The following is a 15,004-nucleotide window of genomic DNA, read 5'->3' on the forward strand; positions in this document are numbered from 1 at the left end:
GCAGCTGTGACAAATGCTGGACGCTGCCCACCAAATACGCTTCCCTCATGCCTGCCGCTCCTTGATCGGCAGCAGTCTTCTTCACCAAGATACTTCATCCTGCTGAAAAGACACCGCCGATGAGCATCGCTGGTCGTATGAACGCATACCCGATAGCATCCAAGGGGAAACAGGAGACGCATATTGGCTGATGACGCAGTTACGCCGCTCGACACCCTAATCGGAGTCATAGGCGTCCTGCTTCCCACTCGGGTTCGCAGTCCGGCGCGTCGCAGGACCATCGTCACCCACGAACGCGAAATGAGCGAAGCCGACTTGGGGACGGCAGTTGCCGCCCTCTCCAATCCCCGCGCAGATCAATTGGTCGACAGCGAGGTCGTCATTGCTCTGCTGCGCGCCATCGATGGTCTCAAGCGTGGCGACGTCAACGTTGACCCGTTGTTGGTAGATGTGGTTGTTCAGTCGAACGCCGCTGGGACAATCTAGTCCTGTCACTCGCCAACAAGGCTGTCAACTCGTACGACCGCGCGCGCATCTTCGCTGCATTCCCGCAGCTGCGAAGCGAGCCTGTCCTTATCTCGCAGACGATCGCGGCGCTCTCCGATCATCGCAACTATGCTATGCTCGACGAATTGCTGGCTGACCTTGCACCAGCCACTGTGGGTGAGGCACGCCTCTTAATCCACGCCTTGAACGAACGACATCGAAATAATGACGGAAGTGCAGACTCTCTGACTACGCCGCTGTTCGCGGCGATCGGCCGTGGCCTGGGCTGGACTCCTTGGGCTGTCTTGCAGACCCTGCTTCGAGCACGGCCCGGCTATGGGGATCCGCAGGCTACATTCGAGCGAACCGGCGATTGATCTAAAGAGTCTCAGATAGCAATCGATGCACGCCTCGAGTTGGCACACGCTATCGAGCCCCTAACCAAGGTCCGCGAAGTTGCGGCGATCCTCTTCCAACTACTCGGCACATCGGCTAGTTGGGGAGACGGAAGCCTTCTTTCACGGCCCGCCGAGGTTCGCGCCGCTTATGTGGATACGCTGCGCGTGGCGATCGCTGGTGATTTCGCGCTTCGTCAAGCCGTGATCGAAGCCTTGCTATGGTTGGCCGACGGCAGAACGGCCGATCTCGCCCAGTTCGCTGCCATTGCGATTGCGGAAGCCGACGATCATCTGTGGCTAATCGAGCTCGAAACCCACCCCCATTCGGACCGTCGGCTATGCAGCGCGCGCCATTCGGGCAGCCAAATTCGCTGTGCCGTTGACTGTCCGGGCACTCCCGGCCGGCGGCGGTCTCGCCCAGAGCCTTGCCGCGATTGAGGGTAGCGGCACAGCAACCGACGAGCCCGCTCGCACGTGGCTTGGCGACCGTGCAGTGGAACAACTCATCGAGCGAACCATAGCATCTGTCGAGACGCGCTTCGCTCGGGACTATGAAGCACATGGGGACGAGGGAGAGGATCGCATACTGTCCACTTTATTCACGACTCTGGCGTTGCGCTTCAGCGATCTCGATCATGCTCTTGAGGCACTTGCCCGCGCGGCATCCGCGCCCAACCGTGCTGCGGTCACCATGCGCTATCGCAATGTTGATCGCTCGGAGGAAGGCAAGGCGGGCATCAAGGGCGCCAAAAGCTTTTCCGCCGATCTTTGCCTGATTACTGATCCCATCCTCGACGGAACGTCTTTGGGTCGGCGTGTCACGCTTGTGCAGGCGAAACCGCTCTACCGCGACCATGCGGCCGCGACCCAACCCGCCTGGGACACCTCTTTTGCGATAAATCTGGATCGACGTCGTGCTTTACAGAAGCAGACGGCCTGGAGTGTCTATTTCTTCCATGGTCCGCCGCTTGGCGGGCGCGGTGTGCCAGTTATTCCAACCCAACTCGTTGCGGACCTCTCTGAGCATCAAGGTTCCGGAGCCCATCTTGCCCGGGCGACGGTGGCGACGGCGTCTCGGTCGCTGGCAGACTGGTTGACCTATGACGCGCTCGCGCTGCGCGTCGGCGATCCCTACGAAGAACTCATAGAAAAGGCCGAGGGCCGATCGGGGTCGCTCGCGCGTCCGCTGCTGGGCCATCCCAACCGTCGAGGTAGACGTCACGATCACCAAGCGTCACGAAGAGCGCTAAGGGCCGGACGCGGACTGTCAGCTTTTGCGGCCCATCCAGCTAAGGCGGCCGTTCCGCTGACATGAACGCCCCTTCTACGGTTCCCGGAAAGCCGGCGCCCATTTCAGCCCATTGGCGCCACATCTACCAAAGGAGGCCGTTTGTTGACCGGCCGCTCCTGCAGCAACGGTAGGAAAGATGACCGTCGACAATCACTGCGCCTGCACCCGCTACGCAGCATGAACCAGCGCGGTCTCTTCCTGATGATGATAACGTTTCGAGAAGAGATGCGTGTCGCGCGACCCCGAACGCGACAATTCGACGGTCAATAGGCTGTCGTCAGCAAATGCCGGGCTGAGCTCTAGCCGTAAATACTCGAAAAGCTGCCGGTCATGTACAGCCACGACGATCTGCCGGTGGTGTTCCTTCGATAATGTTCGCAGCAATGCGGCGAAATGTGCAATGTGGACGTCGTCCATCGACTGGATTGGATCGTCGAGGACCAGCCACGGCAACTGGGGTGCTACAGTTAAATGAAGCGCCAGAAATAGGGTGAGCGCGGCGGTGTTCAGGTTACCTGAACTCAACATCGCGCCAGGCGTACCTCCTGCCCCGCCACTGCGATGTCGCGTAATCAGGCGCGGTTTGAGTTGGTTCGTCGAGTGGGTCGGAATCTGGAAGGCCGGCACGAAAGGCTCGTTCGGAGCGAGCCGCACGAATAGATCCCGCCAGAGCCGATTGAGGCGATCATTAAACTCTCGCCTGATTATTGCAGCCCGGACGGATTCGACCCGCTCCCGAATCGTCTGGGCGTCCGTCCGGATCTTGGTCGCACGACGAAGGGACGCCACCTTTTGCGCAACCAGGCTTGTCTCTCGCGCAACGCGCTGGTCGAGTTCGTTTTTGCGGTCAAGGAGAAGCTTTGCCTGCTTCTCGCTGTCGACGAGTTTTCGCCGCGAATTCGATCGGTGGGTGACGCGTTCGATCCTCGCTGCGACTTCGGGTTCAAGGTTGACGAGCATGCCGTCACTCGCTTGGAGCTGACCCGGAGTGTCAAGACTCAAAGCACTGGCGATCTCGCCCAGTTGCTCCAGCGCGGTGGTGCGCGACGAACTTTGACTTTGCAGATTGCTAATTGCTCTGCGCGCGCCTGCCTCCTGCGCGGATATCCGCGCATAGGCTGCAATCGGCTCGGCCAGAGATGCGAGCTCCGAAACGACGGTTTCTAGTTCCGCTTCGCGCCGAGCAAGTGTTGAAAGTTGGCCCGCAGCGCCGAAGCGGGCATCAATCTCGGCCTGTTCACGTACGAGGCTTTCAATCAGTTCCTGCTGTGCCGACCGGTTGCGACTCAGACCAAGCAAGCGCTCAGCGGAGCCGCTCAGACGTGACACTTTGCGATGGACATGGTCGACGAGTGCGCCCTGTCTCGTTTCGGCAAAATTGCGGTCACAGACAGGGCAATAGTCATCGACGATAACGGCATTGATGTTCGACAAAATCTCCGCGAGGCGATCCGCATTGGAGCCAATCAACCCGATCTCGTCGTCTATCGTCTTGAGATTCTTGCGCTCCACATCGAGCTCGGACATCAAGGCGGCCCTGCGGTTTGTATCTGCCGACATCTTAGCGACGCGTTCGCGCGTCTGACGCAGATCTTCCGCCAGTCTTCCTGACGCCTCGACGTGCCACGACACGACGGACGCAGCAGAGGTTGAAATGTCGGGCAGGAGCTCGGCCACACGCTTCTCAAGGTCGGTGATTCTCGCTTGATATTCGGAGGTCCACTTCGCTAGAGCTTCGCCAGCGCCGCGATGTTCGGCTACGAGCGACGCTTCAGCTGCTGCGGCAGCGTTGTCGGAATCACTCGACAGACTCCGCCGAATGAATTCCAGATTTCTGCGATGCACGAACAATGTGCTGAGCTCGTCTTCATCACTCTTCGTATCTCGAGGATAGTCCAACGTCGGCAGCGACTTCTCATCGACCTTGCCATCCAGTTCTAATGCCGCCCAAGCCTCATTGACCGCCGCGAGCGCCGCCGTGAAATCGCGCTGGGCCAGCGCTCGCGACGATTGATAGTCTGCCAGCGAGCGTTCAAGACGCTGTTTTTCGCTTTCCGTGGGGGCGAAGAGCCTCGACGTTTTGCGCAGATTGCGCAGATCATCAACCGGCGCGAGCCCGGTTTCAATGGCGTCCAGGCGATCCAAACCAAGCAGCTCGGTGACGAAGCGCGCCAGTGGGGAATTCGGCGATGAATCCGATTCCTGGTAGATCTGGAGCAACTGCCCCAGCATGCTTTGCGGCAAATAGCAGCGTTCACTGAAGAAGGCAGCCAAGCTGGGCGATAGGACTGAGCGCTCCGTGATCCCTTCAGCATTGAATGATGCACTGAACTGGTTCGAACCGATCAGACCCGTTGTTGTCAGCGCGATATTGCCTGTGTCGGCATGCCGGTAGGTATCCGCATGTCGGTAAATGAGTTGCTTCGCGTAGGCTGGATCGGCGCGCTGTAGCGCGATCGCGCGCCCGGTCAACGCGATCTCGATCGCAGTCAAAAGGCTTGTTTTGCCGGCGCCGTTTTCGCCGTGGACGAGAACCATCTTGGCATCGAGTGGCGTCTGCACGCGCCCGCGAATGCTTCGGAAATTAGTGAGGTCGATTTCGTAAAGGAGCGGAAAGCCGGTCATGTTTCGTGGCCCTCAATGGCAAGGTCGAGTACCTTGCCTAGCGCCTTCTTGACCGCATCCTCTCCGCCCTTCGACGCTTCGGTCAATGCGTCGACTAGAGTTTGGTCAAGCTTGGGCGAGAGCGCGCCGCGCAGTTCGGCGACCGGATCACGGTTTTCTTTGCCCTCGGCTTCGTCGTCGGCAGCTATCGTCAGCGGCAACAGAAGCCGAATTTGGTCATCCAGAGCGAGGGCCGCGTCATCCGATTCCGGTTCCCCTTCAGTGTCGAAAGACGCGCTCTCAACATTTAGCACGCGGCAAGTCGGAGAAAGTGCATCTACAAGCTTCGGAAGTGCCGCCCCAACGAGGATTACCGTCAGAAGATACCGCGATCGCGTGACATCAAGTGCACGACTCAGCGCTTCGATCCTTTGCCGCACGGCCTTCGCGTCGCGATCGCCAAATTCACCGGAAGCCGTGTCAACGATCAGTACGAGGTCCAGTGCGCGCCCTCCACTACCGACTAGCGCAGCGGTGAACTCAAAGTCTACCGACGCCACGCGGAACGGTGTCTGCACCGGTCTATAGCCCGCCTTTTCGAGGCGTCGGACAACGCCCCCCGCGAGATGACCGATCGTCACAGGATAAACTCCGCGAAGAATGAATTGGCCAACTGTTCGATGTTGTTTTCGGAGGCCAGCAATGCGCCAATGCAAATGTGCTGCGTACCATTTGCCCCCGTTCGACCCGGGGCTCGACTCCGCGATCGGGGGCTGTCCACCTCGTCCTCACCGCCGTTCATCTGCTTCCACACATCATCTGCATGTATCACGATAGTGTTGTCGTTGGCGAACGCCCCCTTCTTTTCCATTGCTATGGCAATCCCCGCCGTTCGCGCAAAAAAGACCGATCGAGGCTCAGAGCCAGGCCGATTACCCGAAGCGACAATCGAACCCCCGGACAGTTCTAACCCGGCAGGGCTAGCGAGTTTCCATCGGCCGTCACTGCGACCGCGCTCGACCAGCGCCAGGGCAATGCCAAGTTCTCCTAGCCCGGTTGCCTGTGCGTTCTGGTCGTTCGGAATTGTATCGACCGATCCCATGGTAAGTATTTCATATCCGTCAGAGCGCTCGGGCAAGCGGCCAGTGCGAAATAGGCTCAGGACGCGTGACCACAACGCGATCGCTTGATCCACGAAAGCGGTGCGGTTTCCGACCGCCAACTCAGCCACGTGATTGCGAAGCCCGTCCAACGTCTCGGTGATCGCGGCGGCCTCTGCCGCGAGAGCGCCGCCGCCAATAGCCAATTGAACAAGCGCGTGGAACTTGCCACCCAGTGTCTTGAGCACGAGCGCAATAAGCACCTGCTCGCCCCACGCCTGTAAAAGCGCGCTGGTTTCGATCGCCTCGATGGCGTTGTTGTAGCTGTCACGGTAAACTGCCTGCAACATTTGCCGCTGGCCGTTCCCAATTTCATTTTCACAGAAAACATGCGCCTGAGGAGTCACGGGCCAAGGCCATGGATTTGCCTGTCGGGCGGCGACGAACGCCGCCTGAAGGTTGCCATCCTGCAACGACAGGCCCGTCATTAGCGCCCTGTGATTTGTCGCGAGTGAGATGACCTCACCGCGGATCGCCGCATAGAAGTTTGCGTAGGGCCACTCCGCAATCTGCTGCGTGCTGCCGACCAGGAATTTTCGATAGAGAGCGGGAACCTCGGTCGCGTGGACGACGCAACCATGAAATTTTATCAATCGCGCCTTGCCGGGAGCGTCGCGGAGATGGCTCGGATCGACAACAACCTGAAGGTTGCCGGCGAGCGTGCCACCGAGACGAACCACAGCTGCCTCGATAAACCCGTCCCAGTTCGCGGACGCAACCTCCCGTAAAGCACCCTCTAGGATCAGTATCGCGATGCCCAGATGTGCGGCCTGGGGAGGCTTGGGATTTGCGAACGCTGCGCGGACGTCAACGGCATCCCACAGCATGTAGTCGTTATCGGTGCCAGGAATCCTGATGTCGAGGAGTGCCGAATACCGATTCCACAGGCTGTCTATGATGCCTTCCTGGACGTTGCTGGGCCAAGTCTCGAATGGCTCTGGGAAATGGGGTTCGGCCGCGACAATGCTATAGCCGCCGAGAGTCAATGCGGTCCGAAAGGGTTGGAGGTAGACCGCTTGGGTGGCCGGGTCGACAGCCTTGACGCGAAGATGCTCCAGTGCTCGGGCGATGATGCCGCCGAGGCTCGGCGCCTCGCGGAAATGCCCGACCCCACCCAAAGCGCGAACTCCCCGAGCTGGAAGGCGTGGGCCATCGGCCCAAACCCTGCATCGAGTTGCCGCAGAACCTCGAGCACGGTCGCCTCATCCGCCGGCTTCGGCGCCGGTGCGATCGCAGCTATAGCCCCCAATTTCCTGTCCGCCTCCTGTTTCGATTCTTGCCGATCACGCGCTCAAATCCGCCACGACCGCCAACAATGCTCCGTCAAGCAATATCCGATACTATGCCGAACGTCGCCATTCAAACTATAATGTAAGATGCCGGAAACAGCGCCATCCGGTTTTCTTCGGACCATTTGTGACATAGCTCGCAGCCCAGCTTTTTGACGGCAGCTTTCACGACCAGAGAGCGCGACCGTTGAATGTCCGATATGAGGCGCGCAAAGCTGCCGTTCTCCGCCGGTGGTTCGGCCGGCAAAATTCCTGGAAACGTCCACCAGTGTGAAATGGGTATTTCACCCTAAGGGCCCTGCCGAAGTTTCATTCCTCTGTTAGATCGCGAAGCGCCGACCGAATGCGCGGCCGAAGTGCGTTTATAAAGGCGTTTGTCCGCTCCTGCAGCCAGTTGAGCGCGCGTTCGCGGTCTTCTGGGTTCTCGAGGTCCTGCACTGTGAAATCCTGGGCAATGACGGGCCTATCGGCTGCAAAATCGATCGTCACTCCTGGACCCAGCTCCTCAGCCAACTCTTTTGCCTGAGGGGCAAGCGCCCTCGACGCCCGCTCGCCCGCCGAGTTACGGTTGGACGAAAGGTCCAGACCAACGCGATTGGCGCGCATATCCCGGTAAACCGTCAACCAACTCGAGCCGCCGGGCGCCCCGAATTTGAAGACGATATGGCCGCCAAGCGCTGCTGGAGGGCGCATCTGATCTGGGTCGTCGAGATGTAGCCCCAACAGGAAGTCTTGCCAGAATCCCTGTCGGATGGCGTTGCGCCGCTCCCTCCCCGCTCTTCGCTCTGGCGTCTCGACTGAATCAACAGCTCCCTCTTCCTCGCCCTCAGACAGGACGAAGCCGTCCGGGAGCTCGATAACGGTCCTAACAATTGTCTGGGTCTTCGCAAGAACGCGCGGAACAATGATCCGCGCGCCGTCTGCCAGTTGATATATCGGCATCTCAACGAGACCTAATGTAAAATGAAGACCGGAATGGCCTTGCAGATATTCGGCGATCGTCTCCACTCCAACTCGAATACCGTCGCCCACAATAAGGAGCAGGAAGCGCCCTCGCCTCAGATTCAGAGTCAGCGCGTCATTGAAGGCAATCTCGTCCACATCATTCCCTGCCACTCGTACCAGATCTAAAAGGACATTTCCTTCCGCGCCGAGTCGGCGGCTAGCCTCGCGCTGCAGATCGGACGAGGTCCAAAGCGCTAATTCCTTCGCATAATCGAGAATCTGCCCAACCACTTCTCGCCTGCCTTCTGGATTGCGCCAAAGCTTGCATTCGGCGAGCACCGGCAACCCTGTAGGCGTGACCATAAAGTTGTCGATTGCGCCGGCCGGCGTCGAAAGCTCACGGCAAATCGGCACGGGGTTAGCGAACAGTGGATCTATCTCGGCGATGGGCAGACAAGATGGAAAGCGATGAATGAGGTCCTGGATCGCCGCTTCAGTCATACCATGCCCACCTCCACCAAGTTCAAGCAAGCTCGCAGCCGCTACCTTTCCCCCGTCACTAGAGATAAACAGTGGCGTTGAATGCTGCCTTGTCATGAGTCATTCCTTCTGGATCGAGCGATGGGTACTCCGAAGTTGTCCGGCGCACCGATCACCTTGCTAAACGACTGGTTGCTTCGTGTCCGCGTACTATTCAGTCGCGCGGATTGCGCCTATTTCCCCACCGGGATTTATGTTGGCTACGCAATGCCCGAGTAGCTCACCATTCGGCCGTCCTGGTCGAGGTCGATGAAAGCCCGCTTTCCGCGCCGGCCAACAGCCAAGAAGACAAGGCGGTCCGGGTGGCCCTCCAGAAACCTCAACATTTGGCCATTGGCATCATAGTGAGTGATGTCGTCTCCGTCGGTTTCCTGAAAGCCGTTCTCCTTCAAGAACCGATCGTTGAATTTGGCAACGGCGATCACTTTCAGCCGTTTGGGTCGCTGAACAACCCCAGCCACGAGACCAATCATTGCGATGATCGCGGTCACCACGAACCCGCCGACCAGCGCGAAACGAAGAGGACTGTGAGCATTGCCATCATTGAACATAACGAGGACACCGAACAACAAAAGAGTGGCGGCACAAAAGCCCGCTACGATCAAAAGGACACTTCCAAGAACGGTCAGGAAGATTGTTCCGAATATCCCTCGATCATGCCCTCGGACGAGTCCCCGCCCGCCGATGAACGGGCAAAACACCGCTGCCAAAAGGAGCGCGATCAATTCGACGTTCTTCTTTGTTTTCTTGTAAATGTCCCTGCCAAACGCGAATCCGAAACCCGCGACAGCAGTCCCACCAATCCCTGCCGCTACCAACGCCAGTCTTGAACGTCCGTTCGAACTCATGTGATCGCCTCTTTGCGTTTCACTAAGCTAGATGAGGTTCGGACCAAGGAGAACACGAACCACAGCGCGCCAGCGAGCCAACCTATTGCGGCAATCAAGATCGATACGACCAAGTAAACCAGTTCTCCCAGCTTGATCGCGCCTTTGCCCAACACTTTCAGGACCGCGGAGGTTTTCTCACCCATGCGCCTTGCCAAGGATCGGAATCGAGAGAGCTCCTTGGCATCGTCGGCATACTCGAGGGCTCGAAATGTCGCCTGTATACCTCCGGTCGACGCTATTTCCGTTGCGGAACTAGCAAGGAAACCCACCTCTCCCGAGAAGTCGCCCTTCGCGACGCGATGCCAGTCGATTTCGCTGAGGGCCTCGCGAGCGGCTGACGCCGATGGAACCTTGAGTGTGGGCAGGGATGTACGGGAAAGTCCTCGTTTCAACCCTTCCAGGTCAACGAGTCGAGCCGATATATCACCGAGCCGTTTGAGCAAGCCTCCCGAGAGCTTCCCGGCTTTGTTGGCGTTTTTCAGCAGCGAAAAGCCCATATCTATCGCTCCGGTACCCGGGACATTCGTCGCCAGACCAAGCAGGGAAAGGCCAAGCGTGAGCTTGTTATAGTCTTTCCCCTGGATCAGATGGTTGCCTTGAATGACTGCATCGCGGACATCGCCGACACCGACGTAATCGGCCGCCAGCACGCCTCCGATGGAAGCCGATGTCGTCACCTCCCCGGTAATTGCGCCTTCCAGGAAATCCTTGCTATTTCGCAGTCCGAATTCAAAGCGGCTTTCCTTGGTCCGCTCAACCAGATCCGCCGGCAATTCGCGTCTGTTGTCATGGGCGAGCACCACGAGGCTTTGGGCTTCAGAAATATCACCATCTTTGAGTGCTTGCTCGATGGATGCCTCATAGTCGTCAGTGGAAAGGCGACCCAGCCGATATTGGGAGATCGCGAACGGATCCCAAAAATTAACTGCAAGTTCCAGGGCGGCAAATTGGTTTGAGGAGAAGAAGGCAACAAGTGTTGCAATCAGCACTACCCCACCGATTGCCCGTCGACCCAGACAAACGATACGGAACATGCCCTTCGCCCCCGTGCCAGAGCTATCTTTTCGAACATCTCAACATCCCGTCGCGGAGACCGCTAGAACCCTCAGTGTGAAACTGGAATTCATACTTGGAACCCCCTCCACAGTGGCTGCTGATGTTCAAACTTGGTCTTTGGAGTTGGAACGTGCAGCTAAGAGTCAATCAGGCTCCCAATCCCATCTCCTCATGGGGCAGGCTCTCGATCATCAAAGGATCGAGTCCTTCAATGACCTGCAGATGCCGCCCAGCGATACCCTGAAGATCGCCATACATTCCTGCGGTCGCCTCGACCACGCCACGGATCTGTTGTTCACGCTTCGCCCACAACCTCGTCATGGTTTTGCGCTCCTTTTCGAGATCCTCTTGCATGTCGGTGACCTTCTCGACGATTGCTTCCACGCGATGCCGAAAACGCGGCCCGGTCAGATACCCATAAATCATCTCCATTTTGGTCTGCTGGCCTTCGCCGGCATGGCGCACGCCAAGCAAGGAAATGAGCGATTCACGCAGAGCTATGGCCACTGGAACCGCACATCGTGGTTCGGTCACCCAAACGCCATCGATAAGATCGAACGAATGATCCATCCCCTGCGGAAGGGCATGCGACACAATAAGAGCCACATCTGCCTTGGCGGCGCGCTGGTCGTCCCGCAGTTTTGCCAGCCAGTTTCCGCTCCAGTTCTTGGTACGCTTGATCTCCCACAAGATCGTGCCGGCCAGCTGTGACGTCGGTCCCATCACCCGGTGGATGATGTCGCCACCAAATTCGCCTTTTCCCACTGGTTCAATCTCATCACGTGGAAACTTTTGTCGCAGCAGCGCTTCAAACTCCAGTTCCTGGACTTCACCCTGCAGCTGTTGCGATCCCTGCTCGGCTCGCTGCTTCAAAAGCTCAATCTGCTTCTGCATTGAGCTGATTTGCTCCTCCTTCTCGCGGACCTTTAGATGAAGGCCATCCTCCGCCTCCTTCTTCGCTTTGTCGCGCACGCTGACTAGCGATTCTTGCACACGCTGTTCGACAGTTAGTTCCAGTTCGCGACGTGCGTCATCGAGCTCCCTTTGTTTGCGGAGCGTCTCTGCTTGGACCTTCTGCGCCTCCCCCAACTTTTCATCGCGCTCCTGGAGCAGTTTCTTCAGATCGCCAATTTCCTTTGCACGCTGCTCCAAATCCGACGAGACCTTAAGTGTGGCGCGCTTCGCCTCCTCCGCCCCAATCCGCTCGCATTCGGCAGCAAGCTTTGCTGCTACTTGTTCATCAACGGACTCCTTGGCCTTCGCGACGTCTTGCAGCTGTTGCCGGACGGCTTCTTCGCGCGCGCCGATCTCGGAATCCTTGTCCGCCAGCCGCACTTCGAATTCCCGCCGCGTGGCGTCGATCAGTGGAGCTGCCAGAGATTCTGTCAGCTTGATTTCCGTTTTGCATTTCGGACAACAGATCGTCGGTTCCATTTTTTCCTCCCTTTCCCCTTCGAGCATTTTCTACCGCTGCTTTCTCACGCTGCGGCTGAGCCTTGCTTTTTTAGAGACAACCGCAGGTGATAGTCAGACACCCGCTCCAGGAGGACAACATCGTTCGGCTCTGCCCTAGTGAGTCGAAAAAATTCGCCGACGAACGCCCGATCCCGAAAGAAGTGCCGGGGCTTACCAGCCCTGGTAGAAGGCACATCGGTTTCCGTTTTTAGAGATCCGTACTCAAGGAGCATCTTGCTCGGCGCCGGCTTGTCCTTGGTGCTGCCGCCGAACACGTCAGCAGGCAGCTGGTGAATGAAGCTGGTTATATAGAAGTGGTTGTTGGCAACAGTTTTCCCGAAATTCCCGTGGGTCAGCACACTCTCGTAAACCATAAACTCAATGCTCCTTGACACGCCCGCCGTCGAAACAGCCAGGGTGTACATCATTCCGATAGTCCGGCGACAAAACCTGTCACCAGCTACTGGTCACGCACGTTGCATGATTCGGAAGGATGGATCGCCAGATTATGGAAGCGACGGGAAATCCGATCGCCGATACTCCTGCACCATCTGACGCAGGGCTTGGGGAGCTATCACTTCGACCTTGTCGCCCCACATATAAAGATGCCAGCACATCTCGAGGTGCCCCGAAGCGGAGAAGCGCACTATGAGCGAGCCGTCAGGTTGGTCCTCCAGCACCTGATCCGGATGAAAAAGAAAGGTGCGGGCCTGTGGAGCGGCGTCTGAACTGAACCTCCAAACGACCTCGCCAAACTCGCTGTCATTCTGGAAGGCTCCGAATGCCTGGCGGGCGTGCCGATTGATATCGAAGCTAGGGTCGCGCTCGAAGATCTCTCCGGTCAATTCGGCCCTCTCGATCTTTTCAGCAAGATAATGCCGGAAGCTATCACCGGCATCCAATCTAGGCTTTGCCACGAGATAGCGTCTGATGCCGATCAACACACCGTACGGCTCGATAATGCGTTCGGTCGGCACGGCAGCGCTACGAGACTGATAGATGATCCGCAGTCGCTCCGAACCCTTCAAAGCCGTCGCTATGGTGGCGGCGATTTGAGGAGCCAGCCGCGAAACGGGCCCGGGACGGGCGGCCAGACCCTGCGCCTCAAGAAGAGCATCGTGATCTGTTTCCAGGCGAGCAATTCTGTTACGCGGTACCAGGGCAACGATCTTCTCCCTAAGTGACCGCAGCATGTCTGCCTCCACACCTTGGGCGCTGCGTTCTAGTGTCCCAATCGACATGTCCAGCGCAGCCAGTTCGTCTGGAGTGAGTGTGAGGAGATCGCGCAGGGCAGCCGTATCCAGGCGCCATCTCTTTCGGCCCTCGTCGTCGAAATGCGTTTCCGTATCCGGAAATCTAAGTTCGAGCGTATGGAGAATCCGTTGGGCCGTGCGTTTCGAAACGCCGAGACGGTCAATGACGTCGTCGGTGGTTACCCCCATACGACGCGCGGCTACAAAAGTCGCGAGATCGATGAGCTGCTGCGCTTTTTCGAAAGACATAGGCATTTACCGTTTCAGGTGACAGCTATTGTCATCTCCACTGCTTACGGCTTTATTATCATCGGTTGTGGGGAATCTGATATGAAGCTGGAAGGCAAGGACATCTTGCTATCCGCATCGGATTTGATGCGCTTCATGGGGTGCGTGCATGCCACGGCGATGGATCTGCGCAGTTTGCGGGGTGAGCGGCTTACGCCAGCTGAGGACACCGAAGATGCAAAGCTCCTTCAGCAATATGGCGATGCGCACGAAGCAAACTACCTGGCTAAGTTGCATGCCGAAGGTCGCCGCATAATCGAATTCAGCCGAGACGTAGATCTGAGCACCGCGGCGATTGCTACCAGAGAAGCACTCAGCGAAGGCGCGGACGTTCTTTTCCAAGGCGCCCTCCTCTCGGCACCGTGGGGTGGTTGGTCAGATTTCCTCATCAAGGTGGACAAGCCGTCAACTTTAGGTGCTTTCTCGTATGAGGTGGTCGATACCAAACTGAAGCGGAAGCCCGACCCGAAGCACATCCTGCAGCTGGTTCTCTATTCGGATTTGCTTGCCAAGATTCAGGGAGTCGATCCCGACCAAGCCCATATCGAGCTCGGCAACGGCGAGCGGTTTTCATTCCGGCTTCAAGAATATTCCGCCTATGCGCGTCAAGCGCGTAAGCGGCTAGAAGAGTTCGTGGCTGACCCGCGGGCGACATCTCCTGATCCGGTCAGGATGTGCCAGCTTTGTCGCTGGCGAGACAGCTGCAAGTGTTATTGGGAGGACACTGACAGTCTCACTCTCGTGGCCGGGATCGCAAAAGGCCAGCGAGACAAGCTGACCTCGGTTGGCATTTCGACCATGACGGCTCTTGGCCAACGCGATACCCCGGTACCGAGGCTCGCAGAGGCGACTCTTGCGAGGCTGACAACTCAGGCTCGGCTGCAGTCTGCCCGACGCGCCGGAGGCCCGCCAGCGTTCGAATTGAAGCCATTTGACCCAGCACGCGGACTTGCATTACTTCCTCGGCCGGACGAGGGAGACCTTTTTTACGACATCGAGGGCGATCCGTTCTACGAAGATGGCCTGGAATATCTGCACGGCGTCTGGTTCAATGGTGAAGGCGACGCCACTTTCCTAGATTTTTGGGCTCACGATCGTGTCCAGGAAAAAGAAGCGTTGCGCCATCTAATGGCGTTTTTTGAAGATCGGCTTCGCCGGTTCCCTGGCGCGCACATCTACCACTACGCTGCCTACGAGATCTCCGCGCTGCGGAGACTTACGAGCAGCCATGGGATCGGCGAAGCGCTGCTGGATCAGCTGTTGCGGCAAAACCGCTTCATCGACCTTTATGGGTTGTTTCCGGCGGTCTGACCGCTTCAGAACCGGCCTACTCTCTCAAGAACCTTGAA

The 15,004-nt window shown here is 58.0% G+C and carries 12 protein-coding genes; 3 read left to right on the top strand and 9 right to left on the bottom strand.

Translation table 11 applies throughout. The annotated features are described in order from the left end of the window. The first annotated feature begins 300 nt into the window (after window positions 1–300). Window positions 301–486, top strand: a complete 186-nt coding sequence (locus NLY36_RS01735) for a hypothetical protein (protein ID WP_023695316.1) — start codon at window positions 301–303, stop codon at window positions 484–486. Window positions 487–1,377: 891 nt separating this feature from the next. Next, window positions 1,378–2,199 (top strand): hypothetical protein, encoded by an 822-nt coding sequence (locus tag NLY36_RS01740; protein ID WP_156933176.1) that lies wholly within the window; start codon window positions 1,378–1,380, stop codon window positions 2,197–2,199. A gap of 144 nt (window positions 2,200–2,343) precedes the next feature. Here the strand turns inward: NLY36_RS01740 and NLY36_RS01745 are convergent, their stop codons facing one another. The 9 genes from NLY36_RS01745 to NLY36_RS01785 form a co-directional block, all read right to left on the bottom strand. Next, window positions 2,344–4,800, bottom strand: a complete 2,457-nt coding sequence (locus NLY36_RS01745) for an AAA family ATPase (protein WP_023735391.1) — start codon at window positions 4,798–4,800, stop codon at window positions 2,344–2,346. After that, window positions 4,797–5,420: a hypothetical protein gene (locus NLY36_RS01750; RefSeq protein WP_023695319.1), complete on the bottom strand. Its 624-nt coding sequence runs from the start codon at window positions 5,418–5,420 to the stop codon at window positions 4,797–4,799. Before NLY36_RS01750 ends, NLY36_RS01745 begins: the two co-directional genes overlap by 4 nt. After that, a complete protein-coding gene (locus tag NLY36_RS01755) occupies window positions 5,417–7,057 on the bottom strand; it encodes an SIR2 family protein (protein WP_023735390.1) in 1,641 nt (546 codons plus the stop codon). The genes NLY36_RS01750 and NLY36_RS01755 overlap by 4 nt, the downstream gene beginning before the upstream one ends. A 480-nt stretch (window positions 7,058–7,537) precedes the next feature. Further along, complete coding sequence (locus tag NLY36_RS01760; RefSeq protein WP_023735389.1) at window positions 7,538–8,674, bottom strand: hypothetical protein; 1,137 nt, start codon at window positions 8,672–8,674, stop codon at window positions 7,538–7,540. A gap of 239 nt (window positions 8,675–8,913) precedes the next feature. Continuing rightward, on the bottom strand, window positions 8,914–9,561 hold the full coding sequence (locus tag NLY36_RS01765) for a hypothetical protein (RefSeq protein WP_023735388.1): 648 nt from the start codon (window positions 9,559–9,561) through the stop codon (window positions 8,914–8,916). After that, on the bottom strand, window positions 9,558–10,637 hold the full coding sequence (locus tag NLY36_RS01770; RefSeq protein ID WP_023735387.1) for a hypothetical protein: 1,080 nt from the start codon (window positions 10,635–10,637) through the stop codon (window positions 9,558–9,560). The genes NLY36_RS01765 and NLY36_RS01770 overlap by 4 nt, the downstream gene beginning before the upstream one ends. Before the next feature lie 169 nt (window positions 10,638–10,806). Further along, window positions 10,807–12,093 carry a DUF2130 domain-containing protein gene (locus tag NLY36_RS01775; RefSeq protein WP_031201153.1) on the bottom strand — a complete coding sequence of 429 codons (1,287 nt, stop codon included), beginning with the start codon at window positions 12,091–12,093 and terminating at the stop codon, window positions 10,807–10,809. 44 nt (window positions 12,094–12,137) lie between these two features. Beyond that, on the bottom strand, window positions 12,138–12,542 hold the full coding sequence (locus NLY36_RS01780) for a hypothetical protein (protein WP_023695325.1): 405 nt from the start codon (window positions 12,540–12,542) through the stop codon (window positions 12,138–12,140). Between the two features lie 78 nt (window positions 12,543–12,620). Then, window positions 12,621–13,616 (bottom strand): helix-turn-helix transcriptional regulator, encoded by a 996-nt coding sequence (locus NLY36_RS01785; protein WP_023695326.1) that lies wholly within the window; start codon window positions 13,614–13,616, stop codon window positions 12,621–12,623. Window positions 13,617–13,697: 81 nt separating this feature from the next. On the opposite strand from NLY36_RS01785, the gene NLY36_RS01790 reads away from it, so the two are divergent. Continuing rightward, entirely contained in the window at window positions 13,698–14,966 is a 1,269-nt protein-coding gene (locus NLY36_RS01790; RefSeq protein WP_280813027.1) for a TM0106 family RecB-like putative nuclease, read from the top strand. The last annotated feature ends 38 nt before the right edge of the window (window positions 14,967–15,004 follow it).

The sequence above is a fragment of the Mesorhizobium sp. C399B genome, from assembly GCF_030323185.1.
In the GTDB taxonomy this organism is placed as follows: domain Bacteria; phylum Pseudomonadota; class Alphaproteobacteria; order Rhizobiales; family Rhizobiaceae; genus Mesorhizobium.

Excerpts from the sequence above, each read along its gene's own strand:
- NLY36_RS01735 (WP_023695316.1), top strand. The coding sequence starts at position 301 with ATGAGCGAAGCCGACTTGGGGACGGCAGTTGCCGCCCTCTCCAATCCC.
- NLY36_RS01745 (WP_023735391.1), bottom strand. The coding sequence starts at position 4,800 with ATGACCGGCTTTCCGCTCCTTTACGAAATCGACCTCACTAATTTCCGA.
- NLY36_RS01760 (WP_023735389.1), bottom strand. The coding sequence starts at position 8,674 with ATGACTGAAGCGGCGATCCAGGACCTCATTCATCGCTTTCCATCTTGT.
- NLY36_RS01765 (WP_023735388.1), bottom strand. The coding sequence starts at position 9,561 with ATGAGTTCGAACGGACGTTCAAGACTGGCGTTGGTAGCGGCAGGGATT.
- NLY36_RS01770 (WP_023735387.1), bottom strand. The coding sequence starts at position 10,637 with ATGTTCCGTATCGTTTGTCTGGGTCGACGGGCAATCGGTGGGGTAGTG.
- NLY36_RS01775 (WP_031201153.1), bottom strand. The coding sequence starts at position 12,093 with ATGGAACCGACGATCTGTTGTCCGAAATGCAAAACGGAAATCAAGCTG.
- NLY36_RS01780 (WP_023695325.1), bottom strand. The coding sequence starts at position 12,542 with ATGATGTACACCCTGGCTGTTTCGACGGCGGGCGTGTCAAGGAGCATT.
- NLY36_RS01785 (WP_023695326.1), bottom strand. The coding sequence starts at position 13,616 with ATGTCTTTCGAAAAAGCGCAGCAGCTCATCGATCTCGCGACTTTTGTA.
- NLY36_RS01790 (WP_280813027.1), top strand. The coding sequence starts at position 13,698 with ATGAAGCTGGAAGGCAAGGACATCTTGCTATCCGCATCGGATTTGATG.